The organism is Corynebacterium sp. HMSC073D01 (assembly GCF_001815555.1).
In the GTDB taxonomy this organism is placed as follows: domain Bacteria; phylum Actinomycetota; class Actinomycetes; order Mycobacteriales; family Mycobacteriaceae; genus Corynebacterium; species Corynebacterium glucuronolyticum.
The window spans coordinates 17,760-40,996 of sequence record NZ_KV821020.1 but is presented as its reverse complement, the minus strand read 5'-3'; the positions used below and the strand labels follow the sequence as shown (position 1 = coordinate 40,996).

18 protein-coding genes and 2 tRNA genes are annotated in these 23,237 nt (G+C 57.7%); 4 read left to right on the top strand and 16 right to left on the bottom strand.

Annotation, left to right across the window (positions count from 1 at the left end; genetic code table 11):
- Positions 1-276 precede the first annotated feature (276 nt).
- The 4 genes from HMPREF3044_RS01710 to gltX all read right to left on the bottom strand — a co-directional run bounded on the left by HMPREF3044_RS01710 (position 277) and on the right by gltX (position 3,641).
- On the bottom strand, positions 277-1,155 hold the full coding sequence (locus HMPREF3044_RS01710) for a DUF1963 domain-containing protein (RefSeq protein WP_070739020.1): 879 nt from the start codon (positions 1,153-1,155) through the stop codon (positions 277-279).
- A gap of 596 nt (positions 1,156-1,751) precedes the next feature.
- Positions 1,752-1,824: transfer RNA gene (locus tag HMPREF3044_RS01705), tRNA-Glu, on the bottom strand.
- Between the two features lie 33 nt (positions 1,825-1,857).
- Positions 1,858-1,929, bottom strand: a tRNA-Gln gene (locus HMPREF3044_RS01700).
- A 230-nt stretch (positions 1,930-2,159) separates the two neighbouring features.
- The gene (gene gltX / locus HMPREF3044_RS01695; protein ID WP_083318098.1) at positions 2,160-3,641 is read right to left on the bottom strand and encodes a glutamate--tRNA ligase; all 1,482 of its coding nucleotides are present in this window, start codon (positions 3,639-3,641) and stop codon (positions 2,160-2,162) included.
- 33 nt (positions 3,642-3,674) lie between these two features.
- Here gltX and HMPREF3044_RS01690 point away from each other — a divergent pair, with 33 nt between their 5' ends.
- Entirely contained in the window at positions 3,675-4,775 is a 1,101-nt protein-coding gene (locus tag HMPREF3044_RS01690) for an isochorismate synthase (protein WP_070739018.1), read from the top strand.
- Positions 4,776-5,005: 230 nt separating this feature from the next.
- On the opposite strand, the gene HMPREF3044_RS01685 is transcribed toward HMPREF3044_RS01690, so the two are convergent.
- The 11 genes from HMPREF3044_RS01685 to HMPREF3044_RS01635 form a co-directional block, all read right to left on the bottom strand.
- Positions 5,006-5,761 carry a fumarylacetoacetate hydrolase family protein gene (locus HMPREF3044_RS01685; protein WP_083318097.1) on the bottom strand — a complete coding sequence of 252 codons (756 nt, stop codon included), beginning with the start codon at positions 5,759-5,761 and terminating at the stop codon, positions 5,006-5,008.
- A 73-nt stretch (positions 5,762-5,834) separates the two neighbouring features.
- Complete coding sequence (locus HMPREF3044_RS01680) at positions 5,835-6,851, bottom strand: 3-isopropylmalate dehydrogenase (RefSeq protein ID WP_070739016.1); 1,017 nt, start codon at positions 6,849-6,851, stop codon at positions 5,835-5,837.
- Between the two features lie 127 nt (positions 6,852-6,978).
- Positions 6,979-7,398 carry a hypothetical protein gene (locus tag HMPREF3044_RS01675; RefSeq protein ID WP_231286173.1) on the bottom strand — a complete coding sequence of 140 codons (420 nt, stop codon included), beginning with the start codon at positions 7,396-7,398 and terminating at the stop codon, positions 6,979-6,981.
- 66 nt (positions 7,399-7,464) lie between these two features.
- Positions 7,465-9,060, bottom strand: a complete 1,596-nt coding sequence (serA, locus tag HMPREF3044_RS01670) for a phosphoglycerate dehydrogenase (protein WP_070739015.1) — start codon at positions 9,058-9,060, stop codon at positions 7,465-7,467.
- Between the two features lie 125 nt (positions 9,061-9,185).
- Positions 9,186-10,628, bottom strand: coding sequence for a hypothetical protein (locus HMPREF3044_RS01665; protein ID WP_070739028.1), 1,443 nt, complete (start codon positions 10,626-10,628; stop codon positions 9,186-9,188).
- A 568-nt stretch (positions 10,629-11,196) separates the two neighbouring features.
- Positions 11,197-13,002, bottom strand: a complete 1,806-nt coding sequence (locus HMPREF3044_RS01660; RefSeq protein ID WP_070739014.1) for a GmrSD restriction endonuclease domain-containing protein — start codon at positions 13,000-13,002, stop codon at positions 11,197-11,199.
- A 24-nt stretch (positions 13,003-13,026) separates the two neighbouring features.
- Positions 13,027-13,851 (bottom strand): cation diffusion facilitator family transporter, encoded by an 825-nt coding sequence (locus tag HMPREF3044_RS01655; protein ID WP_070739013.1) that lies wholly within the window; start codon positions 13,849-13,851, stop codon positions 13,027-13,029.
- A 422-nt stretch (positions 13,852-14,273) separates the two neighbouring features.
- The gene (locus HMPREF3044_RS01650) at positions 14,274-14,858 is read right to left on the bottom strand and encodes a nucleoside/nucleotide kinase family protein (protein ID WP_070739012.1); all 585 of its coding nucleotides are present in this window, start codon (positions 14,856-14,858) and stop codon (positions 14,274-14,276) included.
- Positions 14,859-15,116: 258 nt separating this feature from the next.
- Entirely contained in the window at positions 15,117-16,133 is a 1,017-nt protein-coding gene (gene ilvC / locus HMPREF3044_RS01645) for a ketol-acid reductoisomerase (RefSeq protein ID WP_005392252.1), read from the bottom strand.
- A gap of 121 nt (positions 16,134-16,254) precedes the next feature.
- Positions 16,255-16,785 (bottom strand): acetolactate synthase small subunit, encoded by a 531-nt coding sequence (ilvN, locus tag HMPREF3044_RS01640; protein WP_005392250.1) that lies wholly within the window; start codon positions 16,783-16,785, stop codon positions 16,255-16,257.
- Positions 16,778-18,739: an acetolactate synthase large subunit gene (locus HMPREF3044_RS01635; RefSeq protein WP_141759619.1), complete on the bottom strand. Its 1,962-nt coding sequence runs from the start codon at positions 18,737-18,739 to the stop codon at positions 16,778-16,780. Before HMPREF3044_RS01635 ends, ilvN begins: the two co-directional genes overlap by 8 nt.
- A 423-nt stretch (positions 18,740-19,162) precedes the next feature.
- Between HMPREF3044_RS01635 and HMPREF3044_RS01630 the strand changes: the two genes are divergently transcribed.
- The gene (locus HMPREF3044_RS01630) at positions 19,163-19,702 is read left to right on the top strand and encodes a PH domain-containing protein (RefSeq protein ID WP_070739010.1); all 540 of its coding nucleotides are present in this window, start codon (positions 19,163-19,165) and stop codon (positions 19,700-19,702) included.
- Positions 19,703-19,742: 40 nt separating this feature from the next.
- On the opposite strand, the gene HMPREF3044_RS12835 is transcribed toward HMPREF3044_RS01630, so the two are convergent.
- Complete coding sequence (locus tag HMPREF3044_RS12835; RefSeq protein ID WP_141759618.1) at positions 19,743-19,964, bottom strand: hypothetical protein; 222 nt, start codon at positions 19,962-19,964, stop codon at positions 19,743-19,745.
- On the opposite strand from HMPREF3044_RS12835, the gene ilvD reads away from it, so the two are divergent.
- Both ilvD and HMPREF3044_RS01620 read left to right on the top strand, forming a co-directional pair.
- Positions 19,963-21,798: a dihydroxy-acid dehydratase gene (gene ilvD / locus HMPREF3044_RS01625; protein ID WP_040429091.1), complete on the top strand. Its 1,836-nt coding sequence runs from the start codon at positions 19,963-19,965 to the stop codon at positions 21,796-21,798. The genes HMPREF3044_RS12835 and ilvD overlap by 2 nt on opposite strands.
- A 91-nt stretch (positions 21,799-21,889) precedes the next feature.
- Complete coding sequence (locus HMPREF3044_RS01620; RefSeq protein ID WP_005392245.1) at positions 21,890-23,236, top strand: glycosyltransferase family 87 protein; 1,347 nt, start codon at positions 21,890-21,892, stop codon at positions 23,234-23,236.
- Position 23,237 lies beyond the last annotated feature (1 nt).

Here is a 23,237-nt window from a genome sequence, read left to right as displayed (position 1 = left end):
CACGATCTTCGTGCCACGATTTTTTTGCTCTAGTGCCCGGTCCCTCCATCACCGCCACCCGAGCCAAATCCGAGGCTAACCCTTCCTAGCGCAAGAACCAATTCCCCCCTCTCTCGTACACCCTGCGACAAGCCTCGTACACCCTCCGACAAACAATGCCCCACTCAGATGCGAGGAAAACCACGCATCTAAGTGGGGCATCGGCTCGTAGAGCACGTGGACAGTCTCAAAGACGCATGAGGTCAGAGCCCAATGGTGCAGTCTCGGGCGGATTTCTTAGAAACAGTCCACCGTAAAAATTACAGGTAGCTCTTTTTCTGTCACGAAACGATTTCCGGGGGCCTCATCGAAAGAGGAAAGAGGGCCTAAAATGAGTGGCTCAGCGTTCTCCTGCCGCATATAAGCAAGAATCTCATCCCTGACGTACACGTGCGCTGTGCCGCAATCGCCCCAGATGAGCGTGTCAAAGTTATCAGTGGACAGGTTGAGAAGGTGAGTGTACCCCTCTGGAAAGAAGAGATCGTTAGCAAAAGTACCGGCTGGGCCAAAGATGATATTGGATACCCTCTCCTCTTCCTCACCGAGAATGTCAACAAGCTCCACACACAGCTTGTCGCTCGACTGCACAACCTCCGGAGTTGAGTCCACAAAGCAGGTCTCATACTCCATCTCATCTTCATCAAGGAATCGCATGCGTTCATCTTCTTCCTTCTCGAAGAAGTGCTCGCTGCCACGATAAGATGCCAGCCGTCCGTTGAGTTCAACCGGATTTTCAAACACATAATCTGCCTCTTTTACGAAAGGCAGATACCTCTCGAAGGTACTCGGTGCAGGAATGGCATCCTGAGAAGTAGGCGGAAGGTCCGCAGAGTCCGTGCCGGGAATACGTGGGATGAAACGCAGTTCCCAGCCGTCGGCATCCTTCCGAAGATTGTCGAGATCGCAGGTGTCTTCAATTTCGGAGCCGAAAAACAGATCATTTCCCGTAAGGAGCTGCAGCAACCCGTGTGAGGGGTAGCCATCAAGTGTCGGAATATCAGCAAGATTAACCTGGATAACAAAGGTCAGCGGCCGGCCAGATCTTCCTTTGGGCCATGTATATCCCTCAGGCAAAAAGGGTGTTCCGCCAATGAACGTTCCATGTAGAGCAACCATTCTTTTTCCTTACTCGAAAAGGTCAATGTGAGACGATGCGATTGGGTAATCCAACGGTGGGAGTACACGACAATGGCTGATTCTCCATCGCCGATGTGCTCATTCCCATGTGTTACTGAGAGTGTAAAACCGTCTACCATTGAACGCACGGCGAAGAATCCGGGAGGGTACCCCCTCCAACCCTCTCGAACCCCCTCCCACGCCCCTCACCCCGGTATAAGGAACAATCGGCTCGTGGTGGAGTCGTGATGGTCGGTAATGATCCTTACTCCCGCGCCCTAGGAAACGATCACTGCGGGGGTTCCTTGAAGCTGTTCACAATTACTGAGAGACCAAAGCACGCTTTCGAGTACAGTAACTTCGCTGATCGCGACCGACTGAAATAATCGAAAGAAATACCTGACAATAAAACGTGCGAAGACCGTAGTGCCGTTTCCGTTCCAGTTGGCGTTCTCTCTACCAGCAAGGAATTCAATAGTGGGTCACGCTCTTCACCGGTCGGCGCCACACACTAGCCCACACCGGCAGTCATACCATGCACGTCGCGCCAATAAACAACTAAGGCAGCCAGTGACAAACTGACTGCCTTAACTCTGTACCCCGTACGGGATTTGAACCCGTGCCGCCGCCGTGAGAGGGCGGTGTCCTAGGCCGCTAGACGAACGGGGCATATTTATTTTTACTTCATCCGAAAATGAAGAGCTGGCCTACCAGGACTCGAACCTAGAATGGCGGTACCAGAAACCGCTGTGTTGCCAATTACACCATAGGCCATTTGTTTCCGACTTCCTCGTCGGCAACGCAGATAACTATAACCATAACGCCGTTTACTAGCAAATCGCCAGGTAAATGCTCGTATTAGGGTGTGATATTCGGCCGAAAATGACATCGTCGGAATTTAGCAAAACTCCTCGCGCCTCAGGTGAAACTATCCACCTGAGGTGCGAGGAGCCTGCCAGTTGTGAAGAACGCTTTTACACGCTTATGCGCGAAGGCTTCTCTGCCTACTGCTGCGCCTCAGCCTGCCAGGGAGTGACCGTCTGAGCTTTCTTGATGCGCCCCAGCGTGCGCTCCTTTCCAAGGAGCTCCAGAGACTCGAACAGAGGCGGAGAAACAGCCTCACCAGATGTCGCTACGCGGATGGCACCGTAAGCCTTACGTGGCTTGAGCTCCAGCTCGTCGATAAGCCTCGTCGACAGCGCCTTCTCGATGTTCTCCGTCGTCCACTCCTCCAGGGGCTCAAGGACAGCAAGAGATTCAGCGAGAGCCTGCACCGCATCGTTCTTGAGGTTCTTGCGGGCTGCCTTCTCATCGAGGGTGAACTCGTCCTCGTCGATCACAAGGAACTTGAGCAGACCGTAGGCCTCAGAAAGCGTCTTGATGCGCGTCTGTACCAGCGTCGCGGCGAAGGCGAAGTCTTCATCGGGCAGATGGAAATCGTAGTGCTCTGCCAGGAAGGTCTTGAGGCGCTCCTCAAAGTCCTTCGGATCAAGCATACGAATGTGGTCGGCGTTGATCGCTTCGAGTTTCTTTTGGTCAAAGCGGGCCGGGTTCCCCAAAACGTCATGGACGTCGAAGGCCTTAACGAACTCATCGACACTAAAGATGTCCTGGTCCCCCTTCAGCGACCAGCCGAGCAGTGCCAGGTAGTTGAGCATCCCCTCAGGGATGATGCCCGCATCGCGATGGTTGAAGAGGTTCGACTGCGGATCGCGCTTAGACAGCTTCTTGTTGCCTTCACCCATGACGAATGGGAGGTGGCCGAACTCCGGGGTCTGCTTCGCAATCCCGAGTTCTTTCAGCGCCTCGTACAGCGCGAGCTGGCGCGGCGTGGAAGGAAGAATATCCTCGCCGCGGAGCACGTGGGTGATCCCCATGATCGCGTCATCGATGGGGTTCACCAGTGTGTACAGCGGGGATCCGTCTGAACGAGCGACAACGTAGTCGGGCTGCGTCTCCGGGGCAAAGGAGATCTCTCCGCGCACCATGTCATTCCATGTCCAGGTACGCTCGGGCATCTTGAAGCGCCACACAGGCTTGCGCCCCTCTGCCTCGAAGGCAGCCTTCTGTTCGTCGGTGAGATCGCGATCGTAGTTGTCGTAGCCCAGGTGCGGGTCACGGCCGGCAGCCTTGTGGCGAGCCTGAACCTCTTCGTTGGTGGAGTAAGCAGGGTAGACGTATCCGGTTTCCTTCAGCTTCTCCAGCACGTCGAGGTAGATGTCACCTCGCTGGCTCTGGCGGTAGGGCTCATGAGGACCACCCTTTACTACCCCCTCATCCCAGTCGAGGCCGAGCCACTGCAGTGACTCGATAATCGCCTGGTAGCTCTCCTCGGAATCGCGGGCAGCATCGGTATCCTCGATGCGGAAAATCAGTTTGCCACCGGTGTGGCGGGCATAGCCCCAGTTGAAAAGTGCTGTTCGCACCATACCAACGTGCGGCGTGCCGGTTGGGGACGGACAAAATCGAACGCGTACATCAGACATGGTCTAAAAGTCTACCCGCTACAATTTCTCATCATGCGACCAAGCAGACCTTCCAGACCACACTCAGCCCCGGACTTCCTCTTGTCACGTGTCCACGGCTCCGTCCGCACCCAGGGACGAGCAGCCTTTTACACGTCCGTTGACGAGGCGATCGCCGCGCTACCTACGGCAGGGCTCATAGTAGGGGCGCTCCCCTTCGATCCCTCCGCCCCTGCTGCACTGACAGTTCCCAAGTCCGTGATCTGGGAGGAGACATCGCTGCATCCCCACCCGTACTACCTCACCGGCGAGGGATCTACGCTCAAGGCGCACATCGCCGGGTTCGACCCATCTCCTGAAGAGCATCTAGCTCGCGTTACCGCAGCTGTGGAGGCACTAAAACGTGGCAACCTGGACAAGGTGGTCCTGGCGCGCGCAGTCGATATCGCCTTTGACGAGCCGGTTGACCCACGCCTTGTCGCCGCACGGCTCATTGCCACTTCGTCATCCCATGACGGTTTCATCGTTGACCTTGGCGGATCCTGGCTTGTTGGGTGTTCACCTGAGGTGCTCGTACGCAAGCAGGGCGCAGAAGTCACGTGCTACCCCCTGGCGGGTACCGCACCGCGCTGTGCAGATCCGGTTGAGGACCAGGCTGCAGCGAACCGACTGCTGGCATCGGCAAAAGATCTCGCGGAGCATCGCTTTGTGGTGGATGACATCCGCGCGTCGCTGGAACCTCTCACCTCGTCTCTCACTATCCCGGACACTCCGGAACTGACCAGCACGAACGAAGTGTGGCACCTGGCTACCCCCATACGCGGTAAACTCAGCGACCCAACGCTCACGGCACTCGATCTTGCCCGCGCTGTCCACCCCACACCCGCGATCTGTGGCACCCCGGAGGAAGCCGCGCGCCAGATGATCCTCGATGTGGAATCCGATCGCCACTTTTACGCGGGCACTGTCGGCTGGGCCGATGCGAAAGGAAACGGCGAGTTCATGGTTGCTATCCGCTGCGCCGAGGTGTCAGAGGACGGTACCCGTGGCCGGGCATGGGCCGGTGGCGGTATCGTTGCCCAGTCCGATCCGCAGCAAGAACTCGAGGAGACAACTGCCAAGTTGGGAACGATCCTGCGCTCGCTGGGGTTGTAATTTTTCTGCCCCACGCTCTACCACTCACCCAGAGTTCCCCGGATCGCAGGCGCTAGGATGCGCGAGCACCGCAGCGCGGCACTCCAGCACCAGCGCATTAGCGGGTCTTTGCCAGCGGAGGAGCTGGGAGTTTACCCGGCCCCACCAGGGTGTACCGCAGATCACCAAGCAGTCCGCGATTCACCAGCACTTACCTGCGATCACCAGGTTTTATCAAACCTGAGGATTTTCTAGAGCACTCGGTTTCGCAGCTGCCCCAGGCCTTCTACCTCAATAGTGACAGTGTCTCCTGCTGCGAGCTGGTGCTGCTTCACCGGCAGCCCGGTGGCGATAATGTCACCCGGCAGAAGGGTCATGGTGTGGGAGACGTATTCGATCATCTCACCGAAGCTCCACACGATTGAGCTTGTCGACGCCTCTTCATAGGTGGTCTTTTCCTCACCGCGGGTCACATGGCCGATGACCACGGTGTCCTCCACGTTGAGTGACTCGAGATCCGTATCAATCCACGGGCCGACCGGGCAGAAGGTGTCGAATGCGCGCGCACGAACAGCCTGTTCGCCGGGGGTATCGAGGCCGACAGCCGAGACATCATTGAGAATCGTGGCGCCAAAGACTACCGAGCGCCAGTCTGCGGCAGCGACGCCCTTGCACGGCTTCCCGATGACGAGTGCCAACTGGCCTTCAAAAGCCGCACCCATGGCAGCTGCGGGAATCCTAATGGGGGCACCCGGACCGATAACTGCAGTCGGGGGCTTAAGTAAGAAATTCGGCTCCCCATCACCGTGATTATCCTCGATAAGCACGATCTTTGAGGAAAGCATCGGGGCGAGGAGCTTCACCTCGTCCGGGCGAAATTCCTTACCTGTGTATTCCGGCTCCTCAAAGGGGTGACCGGCGATCGCACGGAACGTCAGGTTCTGCTCTTCACCGTCGACGGTGGAGAAGCTCATAGATTCTTTTGTTGCAATTCGAGCAAAACGCATATTGGAAACTATACCTACAACAAGAAAGCCCAGCGTCTTCCAACGAGAAGAAGCTGGGCACGTTGTTCAGGCTCTAGGCGAGAGCTGCGGCGACTGCATCCCCTATTTCTGCGGTCTTGACCTCGCCCGCCGGGCGTGTCTCCACGTCATGGGCAACGGCATCACGGACGCGCTGAGCATTCTCGTCATCGCCAAGATGCTCAAGGAGCATCGCCACAGAAAGGATGGCAGCGCGCGGGTCGGCGATCCCCTTTCCTGCAATGTCCGGCGCGGATCCGTGAACGGGCTCGAACATGGACGGATTCGTGCGAGTCGCATCGATGTTGCCCGACGCTGCTAGACCAATGCCACCTGTGATGGCACCAGCCAAATCGGTGAGGATATCGCCAAAGAGGTTGTCGGTCACGATGACGTCGTAGCGCTCCGGGTTGGTCACCATGTAGATTGTGGCGGCATCGATGTGGTTGTAGTCCACTTCCACCTCGGGGTACTCCTTGGCAACCTCATCGACAGTGCGCTTCCACAGACCGCCAGCATTAACAAGCACGTTCATTTTGTGCACAAGCGTCAGCTTTTTACGGCGCTTCATTGCCCGTTCAAAGGCATCGCGCACGACGCGTTCAACGCCATAGCGCGTATTCTGCGATACCTCGGAGGCCACCTCCTGCGGGGTTCCGTGGCGAAGCGTGCCGCCGTTGCCGCAGTACAGGCCCTCCGTTCCCTCGCGGACGACAACGAAATCGATCTCACCGGGATCCTTCAGCGGGCTGGGGGACGTGGGATATAGCTTCGCCGGGCGCAGGTTGACGAAATGATCCAGCTCGAAACGGAGTTTTAACAGCAGTCCGCGCTCCAGCACACCGGGGGCAACCTCGCCAGGCGCACCAACCGCACCAAGCAGGATTGCATCGTGCTCGCGAAGAGCAGCCAGATCCGCATCGGTGAGCAGATCGCCGGTAGCAAGGTAGCGCTTCGCTCCGAGATCAAAGTCGGTGACCTCAACATCGTCGCGGACGGCCTTCAGAACCTTAAGCGCTTCGGCGGTAACCTCTGGCCCGATACCATCTCCACCAATCACTGCCAATCTCATATTATGAACTCCATTTCTCACTATGTGACTAGTTGAAGTCTAGCAGTCCCTACTCCCCCGGCAACAATGCCACACAAAATCGCAGGAAAGCACACTACGATCCCCCTCCGCGTGTGCCCAGAAACTTCTAATACAGTCGGTACGCAGTGTCGAAGTACCTCTGCTCTTCCCGGTATTGATCCACAATCCACGGGTTAACCAAGAGGCAGACCCCCGCACCAAAAAACCGTGCCATCGTATCCGGGTTAGAGGAATTCAGTCCCTGCGCACAACGATCGAGTTCTCTAAAAGAACCCCGCACCTCCAGGCCTCCCTGCGACGCGGCATAGATACTGAGCATCATGTTCCTGTCATTATCCGCTTGCAGGAAGTTGATGAAACCCAAAAGTGGGGGCCAAATGATTTGGGAGGATGCGTACATGACCTGCCCTACCGGCGTGTCCGGGTCATATCCCTGTGTTGACTGAGCTGAAGCTGGTCCCGCGACACAGGAAGCTGCAAGAACAGCAGCAAGGGCACTGCGGACGATAACTGATCTGTGCGTCATATACACCATGCTACCGGCCCGCAGTGCCCTGCGAGAGGTAAATACTATTTGCCCACTATTTGCCCACTATTTGCCGAGGTCGATCTTCACTGCCGTCGCCTTGAGCGACTGTGCACAATCCTCGAGAGTCTCCTGTGCTACATCACCGTCGACTCGCAGAACCAGCGTTGCTGCGGAGGAGTCACGGTCGATCGACATCGCCGCAGCGAGAATATTGATGCCAGCGGCCCCCAAGCGTGACCCCGCCTTGCCGATAGCACCGGGGTGATCCTGGTAGCGGAGAATGAGGTTCTTGCCCGTTGCATGCAGATCGAGCGGACGCCTGCCGAGAGTGATGATGCGTTCTTCCTTGTCGATTCCGGACAGCGCGCCCTTCGCCGAATACTTGGATCCGTCTGCAGCGATAACGGTCACTTCCAGCGTCGAGCGGTAAGACTGTGCCTGTGGCTCGGTATATGTAGAAACGGTGACGTTGCGCTCCTCAGCAATACGTGACACGTTGACAAAGCTGACGTCCTCGTCAACGACTCTGGAGAAGATTCCTCGCAGTGCAGACAGACCAAGAGGCTCGATGTTCTCGTGAGAGATCTCGCCACGGGCGACAATCTCCACCGTCGACGGAGCCTTCTCCAGCACTGCGGAAGCGATAAGTCCCAGCTTGCGAGCAAGATTGAGCCAGCTGGATACCTCTTGAGACGGGCGCCCACCGGGCACGTTCACAGCATCAGGTACGAGATCGCCAGCGAGTGCCATAAGAACAGAGTCCGCCACGTCGCTTCCAGCGCGGTCTTGTGCTTCAAATGTCGAAGCTCCGAGGTGGGGGGTGACCACTGTCTCGGGAAGCGAGAACAACGGCGAATCCGTGCACGGCTCCGTAGCATAAACGTCAAAGCCTGCACCGCGAATGCGCCCCTCGTTGATCGCATCGGCGAGCGCCTGCTCGTCGACAAGCCCGCCACGCGCGGCGTTGATGATGATCTGGCCTTGCTTGGCGGAGCTTAAAAGGTCCCGGTCAAACATGCGCTCCGTTTCGGGAGTCTTGGGAAGGTGGATGGTGACAAAATCAGACCGCTCCATCAGATCGCGAATGGGAACCAGCTCCACACCAAGTTGAGCAGCACGTGCAGGGTTGGCATATGGGTCGTAGGCAAGGATCTCATCAACGCCGAAGGCGGCAATACGCTCGGCGAACAGCTGACCAATGTGCCCAAAGCCGACAATACCGATCACCTTGCCGTAAATCTCCACGCCCTTGAATTTCGAGCGCTTCCACTCACCATCGCGAAGAGTCTTATCGGCGGCTGGGATTTGGCGCGCGGTTGCGAGCAGCAGAGCCAGCGCATGTTCACAGGCGGAGTGGATATTGGACGTGGGGGCGTTAGCCACCATAATCCCCTTCTCCGTTGCCGTCTCCACATCGACGTTATCTAGGCCGACTCCTGCACGTCCGACGATCTGCAGGTTCGCTGCAGCATCGAGAACCTCCTTATCCACCTTCGTAGCCGAACGCACGAGTAGAGCGTCGGCCTCAGGAATGGCTTCGAGGAGAGCGTCTCGATCCGTGCCGTCTACCCAGCGAACCTCAACATCAGATCCCAATATCTCCACCGTGGACTGGGACAGCTTATCCGCGATGAGTACGACAGGTTTACGCTTGGGCATGTCTCTCCTTCACTACAGGCACCACAAGGCGTATAACTCGCAATGCAATGCATATTTTCACTTTGTAATGAACAGATTCTAGCCCACCTGGAGGATAAAGGGAACCGTTTTTTAAAAGAGGCTCCTTACTGGTAAGACACGAACCACGGCTGTGGTACAACCGTCGTCATCGTCTGTTCAGGAGTGAAAGTCGGCGTGTCTTCGTCGATGAAATTCTTCCACGCCATGAAATACCGTGAATCCAGATTCTGGCGCAAAATATTCCACGTATCAAACTTCTGCTCCGGGACACCGTGACCATCTGCATGGAGCACAAAAGCAAGTTCGGGATGGCGAGTATCTATGTTCTCCCGATCGGGCAGCATGGCGAGCTGGAATTGGTGCAAAACGAAGAGTTTCTGGGGAAGGTTCTCTCGCTCCACCAACTGCGCCAACCATTCAGATACCTCGTTGATCTCTGCGGCCGTCGCGGAGCCGATGCGTTGCATAGGCAGCTCATCGGGGCCGATTCGCCATTCAGCATCGAGTGCAAGCCCAACGTTCGGACGTTTGAGAAGGTCCTCGTAAAGCTTTGCCTGCTCCAAAAACGTTGCCCGACCCGGCTGCAGATCAATGACGGCATACCCGCCGGCCTCTGTAATCGCATCAATGTATCCCACGAGATCCTCCGGAGCCGATTCGTTGGAGTAGTTTCCATCCGGGCCTGGGCCACCAGAAGCCACAGTAGCAATGATCTCGAAGGCGGGCACGACCGGTTCCGAGGAAAATGGCTGGTACTGAGCAACAAGTTCCTTCACACGTTCAACGGACTCCGCCGGCGGCTGCTCCCCCATAACACCGAGAACGGGAGTGAGCTGATGGCCGTAGAGAGCAACCATGCGTTGCCCGGGCAAAACCAACGGAGTGCCTGTGGCCAGGGTCGGCCGCTCCTTCTCACCAAAGCGAATCTCCTCTGCAAGGTACTCCCCTGTCCCGAACGCGCTGCCGAGGGCGATGAGGGGCTTATCGGCGAGGCCTGCAACGAGCTCCATTGACTCCTTAGACACGCGCGGGTCTGGGTAGGGCAAAACGTGTACTTCTGCTCCGTAAACACGCGCGTTGGCGATGGAGGCCACAGCGGTCCCTGGCCAGGCCAAAACGACAGGAGCCATGCCACCATCACGGGGCGACTGAATGGGAAAAGCACGCAGCGCTGTCCGCTTGGCGTGTGGGTCCTCAGGTGTCTTCACTAAATGCGGATCAAGGGGTTCAAATGAGGGTACGAGCTGGACAGTGTTGTTCGTGCCGAGCCCGGCAACTGCGCTTGCGACATCCTCCGGCGCTTCCACTGGGACGCGGTTGAGCTTGAGAGCGATGAGCTCTTCGACTCCGCGATCCGTGAAGTCATCGGTGATCACCGTCGTCTCTGGACTGATACCGGTGAGGTCTGCGTCGCCTACCGCAAGGATAGTGTGTGCACCAAGCCGTGAGAGCTCGTCGATAATCGACTGCCGACTCTCGGGTGTCATTCGGAACATCGGCGCGTAGGAAGCAACGGAAAGGGACGCACCCCGCAGCTGTTCATTCATCGTCGGACCTGTAACGATGGCTGTCTCCGATTTTTCTAAGAAAGTCTGGGAAGCACTAACTCCGGAGTAGGAATCGTCGGCAACAACGTGAGGGGTCGCTGGAAATCGCTCGTCTACTGTCCTCGACGTGTTCCGCGCCTTGGCCTCTGCGAATAACCCCGTTGGCTGAGCCTGGGTTGTCGTTTCTACAGCGGAATCACCGTCCCACGAGGAGCAACCAGCAAGGGTCAGGCCTGCAACGAGGATGGTGGAAACGCAGAGCGCAAGGTTTTTACGGACGGACAATGACCGCACCTTTCACAAACGAGACCACCGACATATGCGCCGGTGGCAAATAGTAAAAAGACAACTATTCAACGGTGCCAAAAAACCAGAAAATTAGCAACCATGCAGCGCGGAACCGTGCAACCACGGGTATCTTGCTAACGCGGACAAGAAAAATTGAGAACCGACAGGCGTAGACGCTTGAAAACCTTCAAGCCTGAAGGGCTATGAAGGTACGAAAAAGGTCGGCGACGAATGTCACCGACCTTTTGCGAATTAGTAAACCTCAAAGGTGAGACTGGGGCTACTGAACAAAAGCATCCGGGCCTTCGAAGCCTCCGCGGAGATCCGCTTCGTCCACGTCGTGAGTGACGGGCTTGCCCATGGCCTCCTCGACCATCTTCACAAAGCGCTCGCGCCGATCGGCGAAGAACTTGAATGGCTCACCGGCCTGCAGCAGCTCAGGGTCGAGCAGATGCGTAGCCAGGACCTTGTTGAACTGGTTCTGATCCATGAGCGACTTGCCCATAAGTCGGGCGAGGTAACGCGCTGGTGATGTTCCGGCACGCACAACCTCCGTGCGTCGCGCCATAGGGGTGAGGTTGAGCACGGACTCTTCCAGCACGCGATCAACGCCGTTGTCCTCACACCAGGAGCCCGGGAAGATCGTGTGGAAGCCGGTCTTCATCTCGAAGAAGGTTTGTTCCCTGAACAGCTCACCGGTGCGCCAGTCGCGTGCACCGCGTGCCATGAGCAGCGTGTAGATCGCTTTGTGCACTGGTGAATCACGACCGACGGAGAAGAGCCTGGACTCGTTAAACGTGGCGGACTCGACCGTCGCCGGCTCAGGAACTGTTTCGTCGTCCTCAGCTCCCGCACGCACCCAGCGAGTCACCTCGGAGCAGTCGTGGGCGATGCGGGTGGTCAGCGAGTGGGAACTGTACAGCTCGCCGAACACTCCCGACCAGAACCAGCGGTTCATGCGGTCGACAGCATCCTGGGACTCGAACACCTCCGGGGTATCCGAGAGCAGCGAAAGAATGACCGTGATGGGAATGAGTTGTTTGGGGAACGGAATCTGCTCAGCTGTGAACATGCCGCGGACGGTGACGAACTCGGCTGCAGACTTAATCCCCTTGCGCACGGATTCAGCGGCCGGAATGTAGTCATCCAACGTCAACCGAAGGATGTCCTCGCGGTGGCCACGTGCGTGTCCCTTCTTTGCTGTCACATACAGGGCGACTGCGGTGAGGAAGTCCGTGCGGTCGAGGTCTTTAAATACAGGATGGTCCTCCAAGATGCCCTTGGTACGTTCCCAATCTGCCTTCAGGTCGAACTCCGGATCCTCTGCGGCGAAGACGGCAGTGAGGAGCTCGAATACGTCCATCTGCAGGCCTGCAGAATTTGCGTGTGCGAAGATAGAACCCACGCCCGCCTGTGCCGTCTCTCGGTCGAGCCGGATAACGGGAATCTGGTAGCCAGCCAGTGGTTTGACCACTTTGTTGTTGAAGGCTTTGACTTCTTGGCGCTGCATGTTTCCGGTGGATGCCATGTCCAAGAGAAGATCGGTCACCTTGTCCGTCAACAGGCTGGAAACGGGCACCACGTTGGCTTTGAGGAAAGCCTCTGTAGTGTCCAGCGGGAAGTCGATCTGTGGGCCAAAGTGACTGCGCACTTTTCCTTTCTGGTCAACGGAAAAGACAGCCTCATCCGGAAGGATATCGGACTCCGCCACACGGTTGAGATCGACGAAGAAGCGTCGCTTGATGGGCTTGGAGCGGGAATCGACCGTCTTCACAAAGCCGTCGCCCTTCAGCGTGTGGTAGAGCGATGTGAGGCGCTGCTGGCCATCGAGCAACAGCAGGCCGGGGTTGTCATTAATGTCCGGAGCGCCGTCAATCGGGCGCGGGCGGAAGCGGATGGGGACATGTCGGGTCTCGAGCGCCATCAGCGCCCCGACGGGGTAACCGCGGAGGACTGTAACGATGAGCTCGCGGATAGCGTCAAGGTTCCATTTGTAGCCTCGCTGGAAATCCGGGAGCTGGAGATCACCTCGATCAATGCGCGCAAAAAGATCGTGCAAACCGTAACTCGGTGTTGAAAATCCCATGGCCTTAAATCTATCTTCTTTCGCCTAAGGATGCAGCTCGCCTTCGCACTTTACGTGGTCAGGGGTCTCCATCTGGATGGTCGAATGGTCAATTCCCATTTTTACTAGTTCACTGTGGACCGCGTCCAATACTGGGTGGTGTGGCCCATCTGCAACGACATGGCAGGTGGCGAGAAGAGACTCCCCGTCCAGCGACCAGACGTGGAGATCATGAACGGCGACCACGCCAGAAAGCGCTGACAGGCGTTGCCTGACTGCTTTCACAGATACTGTCTCCGGGGCACGCTCGACAAGGACTCCTGCGGAGCTAAACACGAGGCTCGTTGCGCGCGGAACGATAATCACTGCAATGACGAGGGACGCAATGGAGTCCGCTGCAGTAAAGCCTGTGAACTGGATTATGAGCCCCGCGACGATGACGGCGACGGAACCCAAAAGGTCGCTCAAGACGTGCAGTAGCGCCCCTTTGACGTTCATCGAGTCGCTGGCAGAGCGGTTAAGGATAATTGCGGAGACGACGTTGGCGAGTAAACCGACGACAGCGACAACAAGCATGACGCCGGTATGCACTTCAGGTTCGGGAGCCATGAAACGCATGATCGCGCGGACAATGATCCACACACTGATAGCAAGCACAACGACGGCATTGATGAATGCCGCGAGCACCTCGAAGCGTTTGTTTCCGTACGTCGCCCTCCCCGAAGCTTGCTTCTGCCCGTACCAACTTGCGACAAGAGCAAGGATCAGGCCTGCGGCATCCGACAGCATGTGGGCGGCGTCTGAGAGTAGCGCCAGTGATCCCGAGACAATGCCACCAACAACCTCTGCAATAAGGATGGTCACCGTCATCGTGCACGCTATTGCCAGTGCTCGAACTGATGCCCCGGCATGATGGTGCCCGGCATGATGATGGTGGTTGTGCCCCCTTGCATGTGGGTGCTCGTGCTCGTCATGCGCATGATTGTGAGCTTCCACGGTTTCTCCTAGCCTGATACCGCCTGCAAACTTTTACTTCAAAACTAAGGATACCCTTTGTTGGAGGCAGTGGAATAGGTTTCACTGTGCTCTTTCGATCGCACATCTCGACCGCTCTCACTTCTTAGCGGTCGCACCTATTTCCGCTCTCACTCCTCAGCGGGTGTACCTCTTACCGCTCGGGTTTCTCCGTACTCGCGCTTCTTTGCGCTCGCGCTTCCTTGCGGTCGCGCAACCGATTTCGGTTACGGGCGTTGCCGCTTACAGGGCTTTTCTTCTGCTCACCTTTCCGGTTCTCACGGTTCCTTCTGACCTCTCAGCCGTGCAACGGCAAGGGTGTCGCCCATAACGTCAGAGCCGTCGACGATCCACGTCGCGTGCGCCCACGGTGTCATGTGCTCCAGGAAGGAAATTTCTTTGTCCTGCCAAGCATCGAAAAAGGCCGGATCCTCTCCCCTGTCTATGCAGCGCTGGCGCTGCTCCTGTATGTCACCGGCCACCCACACACTGCTCTTCCAGTCGAATTCGGGTCGGATGATCCCCGTCCCCTCTATGAGCACGACAGGTGCGCTCCCCGGCAAGACAATGGCCCCCGTTCTGCCGTGGGGTTTCCACCCCGGCGGGACGTAATTCACATCGAGGCCACGCAGAAGCGGGTCGACAATGCCCTTCTTTAGCTCATCCGCCCAGTCGAAGCGACCGTAATTCCACGACACATCGTCGACGTGCACCACGGGGGCACCGAGATGCTCCGCCACCCGAGCAGCAAGCGTCGATTTCCCTGCTCCTCCACGCCCGTCAATGGCAATGAACCGCAGTGTCTCGCGCACCAACTCACGCACCCAGCGCTCAAAGCTAACGGCTGTGTAGGTTATCTCCATGCCTCCACTGTAACGGTTCGTTTCCCTTTTGCTTGTCGACGCCCTCGGGTGCCGTCACGTCATCCGTCCCGGCTCACCGGCGAGCCGAGAAGAGGCAGTAAACCGAAGCGACGACACGTCGTCGACAAGCAGACATGTAGACAATCAGACAAGGTGCAAACGACAAACACACCGCCTCGCGGAAGGCGAGGCGGTGTGTCCCGTGTGCAAAGGTACCGCTACGGCGAGAAACAACCGTTGCGAATAATGAGCGGTGAGCTAGTGAGCGGTATCGTTCAGCGGGTTCTTAACCCAGCTCATGAGGTCACGGAGCTCAGCGCCGGTCTTCTCAATCTGATGCTCGGCGATCTTCGTGCGACGAGCCTCAAGATCCTTGTTGCCACCCTCAATGTTCTTGAGCAGCTGGCCAACAAAGGTGCCGTCCTGGATGTCCTTCAGGACGTCCTTCATCTTCTGCTTAACGGAGTCATCGATGATGCGCGGGCCGGACAGGTATCCGCCGTACTCTGCGGTATCGGAAATGGAGTAGTTCATGTTGCCGATGCCACCTTCATAGATGAGGTCAACGATGAGCTTCATTTCGTGCAGTACCTCGAAGTAGGCCATCTCCGGCTCGTAGCCAGCCTCGGTCAGCACCTCAAAACCGGTCATGATGAGCTTCTCCAGGCCACCGCACAGGACGGCCTGCTCACCGAAGAGGTCGGTTTCCGTCTCATCCTTGAAGGTGGTGGGGATCACGCCGGCACGGGCACCGCCGATAGCTGCAGCATAGCTGAGGGCGAGGTCACGGCCGTTGCCCTCCGGATCCTGATCGACCGCGATGAGCATTGGAACGCCCTTGCCATCTACGAACTGACGGCGTACGAGGTGACCGGGGCTCTTCGGAGCAACCATGCCGACGGTGATAGACGGATCCGGCTTGATGAGGTCGAAGTGGATGTTCAGGCCATGGCCGAAGAAGAGTGCGTCACCGGGGTTGAGATTCGGTGCGATGTCCTTTTCGTAAATAGCTGCCTGGGAGGTATCCGGAGCCAGCAGGACGACAACATCAGCCCATGCGGCTGCCTCAGCGTTGGACGTAACAGTGAAGCCAGCTTCCTTTGCCTTCACTGCGGACTTAGATCCCTCGCGGAGGCCGACGACGACCTCGACACCAGAATCACGGAGGCACTGCGCGTGCGCGTGGCCCTGGGAGCCGTAGCCGATGATGGCGACCTTGCGGCCCTGGATGATGGTCAGATCAGCGTCATCGTCGTAGAGAACTTCGATAGCCATTGTGTGTCAGTATCCTTTCACGGAAGATATTTCGAATGCGGAACCGTCTGCGGATAATCTGCATAGGGTGAATCCGGGTGGACGAATCACCATGGTGTGAATCCGCCCGTGTAGTAGTAGTTTAATTTTGCTGGCGGAGCGCCGGGGGCATCATTGTCCGTGGTCCGCGGCCCAGGGCGATTTGGCCACACTGGATAAGCTCCAGAATCCCAAAAGGCTCCAGCACCTCAAGCAGTGCCTTGAGCTTCGCTTCACCGCCGGTCGCCTCGATGATGACCGATTCCCGGGCTACATCGATGACGCGTGCACGGAACAGCTTCGCTGCATCCACCACCTGTGGCCGATTTGATGTGTCGGCCGCCACCTTCACCATGAGGAAGCCACGGGCGATAGCAGCCTCGTCTTCGAAGCGCACCACCTTGATCACGTTGATGAGCTTGTTCAGCTGCTTGGTGATCTGCTCGATGTGCACCTCGTCTGCCCAAACGACGACAGTGATCCGGTTGAACCCGGGAACTTCCGTCTTCGCCGAGTTGATCGAGTGCATGCTGTAGCCGCGGCGGGTGAACATCCCGGAGACCCGGGACATAATGCCGTCGACATCTTCCACCAGCACGGAGAGCGTGTGCATCGATTTCTCGCGGTTAGCCATTGTTCTCCTCCTCGTAGGTGAAGTAGCTCACCTTGGGCGCGGGCCCAGGGGCAGCTAGATCCGAGTGATCCGAATTATGGGGCGCTGTGTGTGCCTGCAGTGCCGCGTCGATGGCGGTGAGGCGTTCGGCGGCCGAGTCTTCGTCGAAAAGCGGGCGCAATCCGCGCGCGTATTCGATGTCCGAGTTCGACGCACCGGCGGCGACCATCGGCCACACCTGGGCATTTTCGGCGACGATAAAGTCGATGACCACGGGGCGGTCGTTAATTTCTTGCGCCTTCCGGATCGCTGGCTCCACGTCTTCCTCACGCTCTACGCGGATGCCCACGCAGCCCAGGGCTTCGGCGAGCAGGACGAAGTCCGGGATATAGGAGCCACGGTCTCCCAGGTGTGTGTTGGAATAGCGCTCCTCGTAAAAGAGCGTCTGCCACTGCCGCACCATGCCCAGGTTTCCGTTATTGATGATGGCCACCTTGAGTGGGTAGCCCTCGATCGCGGCGGTAGCCAGCTCCTGATTTGTCATCTGGAAGCAACCATCACCGTCAATCGCCCACACATTCTTTTCTGGACATGCCGCCTTAGCGCCAAGTGCAGCTGGGATGCAGTACCCCATGGTGCCGAGACCTCCGGAGTTCAACCATGTACGAGGCGCATCGAGCTCGAGGAATTGGGCAGCCCACATTTGGTGCTGTCCCACACCAGAGACGTAGATCGCGTCGGGTCCCACGATCTCTGCAAGCTTCTGCAGAACAAACTGCGGGTCGATATCGTCGCCATCGGACGTGTCGTATCCGAGCGGGAATTTCGACTGCAGATTGTTCAGGTAGGTCATCCACTTTCCCAGCTCAAGCTTGCTGTGTCCGGCCTGTTTGTAGGCCGCATACAGCGCACGCAGTACCTCCGCCGCATCGCCGACGATGGGAACATCCGCCTCCTTGATCTTGGAGATCTCGGCCGGATCAATATCCGCGTGGATGATCTTTGCGTGGGGCGCGAAGGCCTCGACATCGCCGGTGACGCGATCGTCAAACCGCGTTCCGATAGCGATGATGAGGTCAGAGCGTTGGAGAGCAGCGTTAGCCGGAACCGTGCCGTGCATGCCTGGCATTCCCATATTCAACGGGTGATGTTTTGGCATCGCGCCGAGCGCCATCAGAGTGGTTACCAACGGAATGCCGGTGAACTCAGCGAACGCGCGGAGATCCTTGCAGGCACCCGACTTGATCACGCCACCACCGATGTACAGCACCGGCTGCTGTGCAGCAGCGATGAGGTCCACGGCTTCGGAGATTTGCCGCTTGTGTGGCTCGGTTACCGGGTGGTACCCGGGAAGGTTCATCTCCGGTGGCCACTGAAACTCAAGTGTCGCATTCTGCACATCCTTGGGGATATCCACAAGGACGGGACCGGGGCGCCCCGTGGAGGCGATGTGAAACGCCTCCGCAAGCATGCGGGGGATATCCTCCGCGCACTGAGCCATCATGTTGTGCTTTGTGATAGGCATCGTGATGCCACGAGTATCAGCCTCTTGGAAGGCATCCGTACCGAGCAGGCTGCGACCAACCTGACCGGTGATGGCGACAATCGGAACAGAATCGAGGTTGGCATCTGCCAGCGCCGTCACGATATTCGTAGCACCGGGTCCGGAGGTAGCGATGCATACACCGACCTTTCCACTAGCTGTGGCATAGCCTTCCGCTGCGTGCCCCGCCCCCTGCTCGTGACGAACCAACACGTGGTGGATCTTCTCCGAGCTGTAGAGGGGGTCATACAGCGGTAGGACAGCACCACCAGGAATACCAAAGATGGTATCTACGCCGAGCTCTTCTAGAGACCTCACGACGGCTTCTGCTCCTGTCATCGTGATCGGCTTGACGGATTCGTGCTGCCCAGAAGCCGTGTTTTTGAGCTTCTTGGGCAAGCTGGCTGGAGTTGGGGGTTTACCTTTTGTCACAACCTTGTACCCTTTCCCTTCATCTGCCCCGTGTGGCGTGGGCGGTTCGGTGGAGTTGTCGTTTCGCAACAGGTGGGGTGAACCATGGTGCGGTTTACGTCTATGAGTGCGGATGGCCCTGACGTGATATGACAAGACCCCCGCCTTCGGTACCGGGGTGCGGCGCGAAGACGGGGGCGAATAAAAGCATCTGTTGCTTTTTCTACGACGACATTGGTAGCGCCCGCGGCCTGCACCGCTCGGTAATCACTACCACTAGAAGTCGAAGATTTGTCATGTCTGAGACTTTATAGCGGGTCTTCCACTACCGCAACTGCGCTACCCCCAAATTTGGGATACTTATCCCATTTGGCGAGATTTTCAAGCTTACACCCCAATCACCCTATGCATGCGGGATGCCCGGAATGCCATAGAATAAGCCCCATGCCAAAGACGAACGCGCCCAGCAATGCCGCCAGGTTCACCCCCTCCAAGGGACACCTTGCCGCCGCTCTTTTCTTCCTCTTCTTTATCTTCATCGCTGCAGGCAGGGATTTGTGGGTCTATGTTTTTGTCATTATCCCCACCCTCCTCGTCTGGTGGGCACTTCGCTCCTCCACCACGGTCGCCTCAGAGACGGGCATCACGGCACGCTACGCCTTTAAGGCGCCACAATCCATGACATGGGACGAGTTTGACAAGCTACGCTTTGAAAAGTCGCGAACACTGGCAGTAGCAAAGGATGGCCGCCTTCTCCCCCTCCCCGCCGTCACCTTTAACAGCATTCCTAAATTTGCAGCGGCCTCCGGTGGCCGCATCCCGGACGTCTACACCGATGGATACGAAGCCGCCAAGGACAAAGTACGAATCGTCTCGAAGGACGGCCACGAAGTACTGGTTTCCAAAGAGGAGGCGGAAGCGCGCGAACAAAAAGTGGCCGAAGATCTTGACCGGAAGCGCGCAGCACGCAAGAAAAAGCACTAGCAGCAACACGCGCACGAAAAAGTACGAGTAGCACGATGTGCTAGTAGTACAGCGCTTTTACCCCTTCAGCCACGTGCCCCAGCACGTGGCTTTTCTCATTCTCTCCCGCCAGACGGAACACACTAACCACATTTTGGGATTTTTTCCGGGGGAAAGCGACTAAGGTATGTTTACCACAACCTGTGAAGGCGTTTATTCGCCCCAGATACATCGTTGTGTTGGTTTTACCGGTCACTTTCAGGCACAAGGAGGAGCGCATCATGATTCAACTTCGCTCAAAGGTCACAACCGTAGGCAGGCAGGCAGCTGGCGCACGGGCACTGTGGCGGGCAACGGGCACCGCCGAAGAGGACTTTGGTAAGCCGATCGTGGCCATCGTCAACTCATACACACAGTTCGTTCCTGGGCATGTTCATCTCAAAAACGTCGGCGATATCGTTGCTGAAGCGGTACGCGCGGCTGGTGGTGTACCCAAGGAGTTCAACACTATCGCCGTGGATGACGGCATTGCTATGGGCCACGGTGGCATGTTGTACTCGCTACCAAGCCGCGAGATCATCGCTGATTCGGTGGAGTACATGGTCAACGCGCATACTGCAGATGCCATGGTGTGCATCTCCAACTGTGACAAGATCACCCCAGGCATGCTGAACGCAGCGCTGCGACTGAACATACCCGCCGTGTTCGTCTCGGGTGGCCCGATGGAAGCAGGCAAAGCCATCGTCGTCGACGGCCAGGCTAAGTCCCACTCCAACCTCATCGATGCCATCCAGTACTCAGCCGATGACAACGTGAGCGACGAGGAGCTCGGCACAATCGTTGAATCCGCGTGCCCGACGTGCGGCTCCTGTTCCGGCATGTTCACGGCAAATTCGATGAACTGCTTGACGGAAGCATTGGGACTTTCTCTTCCTGGAAATGGAACGACGCTCGCCACCCACACCGCCCGCCGCGATCTGTTTACCCGCGCCGGGCGCACCGTCGTGGAGCTGTGCAAGCGCTACTACGGTGAGGAAGACGATTCGGTTTTGCCGCGCTCAATCGCCACTCGTGATGCGTTCCGCAACGCCATGGCACTGGATATGGCCATGGGCGGTTCATCCAACACCATCTTGCACACGCTCGCTGCCGCGCAGGAAGGCGAGGTGGACTTCACCCTCGACGATATTGACGAGCTTTCCCACGTAATTCCCTGTATCTCCAAGATCGCCCCAAACGGCACCGCGCACGTTGAGGATGTCCACCGTGCCGGTGGTATTCCCGCCATCCTCGGAGAGTTACACAGGGCTGGCATGCTCAACGAGGACGTGCGCTCCGTCATTTACCCCGATCTGGACACGTGGTTGAACGATTGGGACATCCGTGGCAGGCACGCCACCGATGAAGCCATCGAGCTCTTCCACGCCGCACCCGGTGGCACACGCACGAACGAGGCGTTCTCACAGTCCACCCGGTGGGACGACCTGGATACCGACCCCGTGGCCGGTGTCATCCACGATGTCGACCACCCGTTCACCTCCGACGGTGGCCTCGTCATCCTCCGTGGCAATCTGGCTCCAGACGGTGCGGTGTTGAAGTCCGCAGGTGTTGACGAGGATCTCTGGGAATTCTCCGGCCCCGCCCGTGTGGTAGACAGCCAAGAGGCGGCTGTCTCCATGATCCTCAACCACGAGGTTCAGCCGGGTGACTGCGTGGTCATCCGCTACGAGGGCCCATCGGGAGGACCGGGTATGCAGGAGATGCTGCACCCAACGAGCTTCCTCAAAGGTGCAGGCCTGGGCAAGTCTTGCGCGCTCATCACCGACGGCCGGTTCTCCGGTGGTACCTCTGGACTGTCCATTGGACACATTTCTCCCGAGGCTGCCCACGGCGGGCTCATCGGATTGATCGAGGATGGCGACACCGTGTCTATCTCTGTACACAACCGCACTCTTACCCTCGATGTGGACGAGGAGGAGCTCCAGGGTCGCCGTGAGCGGATGGAAAACTCCGAGCACCCGTGGACACCGAAGCGAAATCGTGTCGTGTCCAAGGCTCTACAGGCTTATGCAAAGCTTGCTACCTCCGCAGACAAAGGTGCAGTGCGCGCTCTGTAATCCCGGCTCATGAACGCACTGTAATCCCGGCACATGCCCGCCTTTCTGTGCGCGTGTGCGATTATGGAGTGAGTCGAGACGAAAGGTGCGCATGCAAAAACAAGTGGCGGACGGGCACAACGCAGATAGGCACGTGCCTGACAGGCGTGAACCGAACCAGGGAGTGGCGACCAGGAATGGAGCGGATAAAGGATTAGCCCTTTACCCCACGGCTCTCATCACCGTGGGGCTTGTCGCTGGGCTCGCAGTGCTGTGGCAGCAGGTTCGGATGAACGATGAACCCATTGATATGGCTATCTATATCGAAGGTGTGCGGACGTTCATCCGTGGTGGTGAGGTATATTCCCAGCCGATGCAAGTGGGAACAGTTCTGCTGCCGTTTATCTATCCCCCGTTTGGCGCCTTGGTCATGGTTCCGTTGGCCTTGCTCGGCGTGAAGCTAGCCGGCGATATCATGATCGCGTCCTCCGCTTTGTTGTTGCTTACCTGCCTGCATCTTGTCGCTCGAGCTATTCTCACTCCGGCTGGCACGTCGACGACTACACAGCACGTCCTTGTGGCAGTGACGTGGCCGGCGGTCATGTTGTTGGAGCCCATCGTCCTCAACTCGTCGTTTGCACAGATCAACATCATCATCATGGGACTCGTTGTACTTGATCTTGTCCCCCGACGGAGGTTTCTTCCCCAGGGAACGCTCATCGGCATCGCTGTGGCAATCAAGCTTACACCCCTCGTCATGCTTTTCTTCTTCTTGCTGAACCGGAACATTCGCGCAATCCTTGTCAGCTTCGCCTCGACAATCCTTGCGACGCTTATTGCGGCCGCCGTTCGCTGGGATGTGACTGTGGAGTACTTTTCCTCCACCCTGTTAGGGCTCGGTTCCGGTCAGGACGCGGGCGTAAACACTGCGTACCAGTCCAACTCCTCGTTTAAGGGCATGATCATGCGGTGGTTCACTTCTGAGGACGCACTGAACGCTCATTCGGGGCTCCTCAACGTGACGTGGCTCGTGCTGTCCTTTGCGGCTATCGGACTTGTCGGCTGGCTGATGGTCGCCCTCGTCCGCCGTGGTCTAGACGTGGACGCTTGGCTCTGCAATGCGATTCTCATGCTGCTCATTTCGCCGATTTCCTGGTCACATCACTGGGTCTGGGTCGCCATTTTCATCCCCGTCTTCGCTTGGCGGTGGTACACGGTTTTTGGCAGGCCACGTGCCCTCGGCTTCGTCCTGGGGATGTGGACTCTGCTCATGGTGACGAATCCTCCCAAATGGTGGTTCGGCGATGCCATTGACCTCTATGCTCTTTCCTGGTGGAAAACCTTCTTAGTCTCGGACTACGTCTGGCTCGCCCTAGCTGTGTTGGCGCTCTATGCTCTCGCCTGTCAACACCTCCCTGTAACGTCCGCACGAAAAAGCCCCGCCGAGGCGGGGCGATGAA